The sequence below is a fragment of the Cardinium endosymbiont of Culicoides punctatus genome (assembly GCF_004354815.1).
GTDB lineage: Bacteria > Bacteroidota > Bacteroidia > Cytophagales > Amoebophilaceae > Cardinium.
In genome coordinates this window covers 1-1,556 of record NZ_QWJI01000049.1, presented here as the reverse complement: position 1 = coordinate 1,556, position 1,556 = coordinate 1, and the positions used below count along the sequence as shown (strand labels likewise).

The 1,556-nt window shown below is 29.5% G+C and carries 2 protein-coding genes; both read right to left on the bottom strand.

The window, feature by feature from the left end:
* Positions 1–393 precede the first annotated feature (393 nt).
* Complete coding sequence (locus tag CCPUN_RS04175) at positions 394–906, bottom strand: RpnC/YadD family protein (protein WP_478210234.1); 513 nt, start codon at positions 904–906, stop codon at positions 394–396.
* Between the two features lie 34 nt (positions 907–940).
* Positions 941–1,264, bottom strand: a complete 324-nt coding sequence (locus CCPUN_RS04860; protein WP_478210233.1) for an Rpn family recombination-promoting nuclease/putative transposase — start codon at positions 1,262–1,264, stop codon at positions 941–943.
* Positions 1,265–1,556: the final 292 nt, after the last annotated feature.

Below are 1,556 nucleotides of genomic sequence, written 5' to 3'. Positions count from 1 at the left end.
GCAATCATGATAGTCATTGATAGCATAAATAAAGGTAACGCTTGGGCTAAGTAAAATCATATATTTGTACCACCACCTAAATTTGATGGTAGATTTTAAATGAATTTTTTATATTTACACAATCTATTCAGAAGCCTCTATATATATTAGGTCATATAAAAATTCTTTTTTGTTGTAAAATGAAATTTTTATATGACGATTCTGTTATTTACATCCTACGTTTCTCACCAAAATTTTTAGATTTTTTATTTTTCATATTGATTACATAAAGATCAATTTATAGCATTAAAACTATTGAATATCATTTTAATAATGATCGTTTTAAGAACAAAGAAGCAACCAAGATATAAAATTGACCTATCCAATCTTTATGACTAGAGAAAGCAAAAATATTTATACTTTATCTGTAGACAGGTTTTTAATTTCTCGTTCTGAAAGACCAGTAATCCGAGAAATTTTTACCATATCAAATCCTTCTGATAGCATTTCTTTAGCTATTTTAGCTGCTTTAAGTTGCTCACCTTTCTTTAATCCAAGTTGCTCACCTTCTTGTCTTCCTTGTTGTATTAGTCTTGTTGCTGCTGTCATCACCAATTCTTTAGTTTCTGGGTTGATAGATTTTAACGTTTCTAAGATATCATTATCCTCAGCTATAGCTAAGATATATAAAAATGTGTTTTCATAATATTGCGTATCGTATAGATCAACACGTGATAATAAATATTTCAAAAACTCATTCAATTTTAGTATGCTACTAAAATTCTTGCCCTTACCATATTTAAGAATCAATTCTCCTAATGCTGCCCTATTCTGTTTAATTAATTCACTATCAGATGTATGTGTTAAATCTACAAGCTCAAAATCACCAAATATATAAGCTTTAGCTAACTCTGGTACTTTAAACATAGAAAGAAGACTCCTCTTCCCCGTATAAGCCTCTTTACCATTGNAAATCATCTGAATCCTTATTTTCATGTAAATGCTGTCTGAATAGTTTTAAGTTATACTCCATGAAACGTAGTGGCATATATTTATCTATCTTTGCTTGATGTTCAACAACTGTGTATATGTATCCATCTTGATTATCCATGGTCGCTTGAAACACTAAGTCACTTTCTCCACGCGTACCTACTGGGTTAACAAAACTTTTGTTAGTTAAGCGTAAAGTTGATTTATCTACCTTGTTAAAAATTTCTGCTGGTAGATTGTGTTCCAAAAAGTCTAGCATAACATCCGTTCTACCAAAAATACTTTTGAAATACATATCATGAGGATGCACAATTTTATTTTCATTACTCATAATAAAGCATGTATGGTTAGTCAATTGAAAAACCAGCCATTGATTAGACAACTGGAAAGAAAATATTTTTACTGTTTATGTTGCATTTTTAACCTTTTGTTTAAAAATCCTAGAAGGATTAAAAAATGGAATGTAGTATTCATCTACTATTATTACTGTGTTGTTACTGTGTTGGTACTAATATCAGGACTTTCGCATTTTTAATTAAAAGCTGTATATGGATTACGCCATAACTTTTCCTGAAAAATTTTTAAGG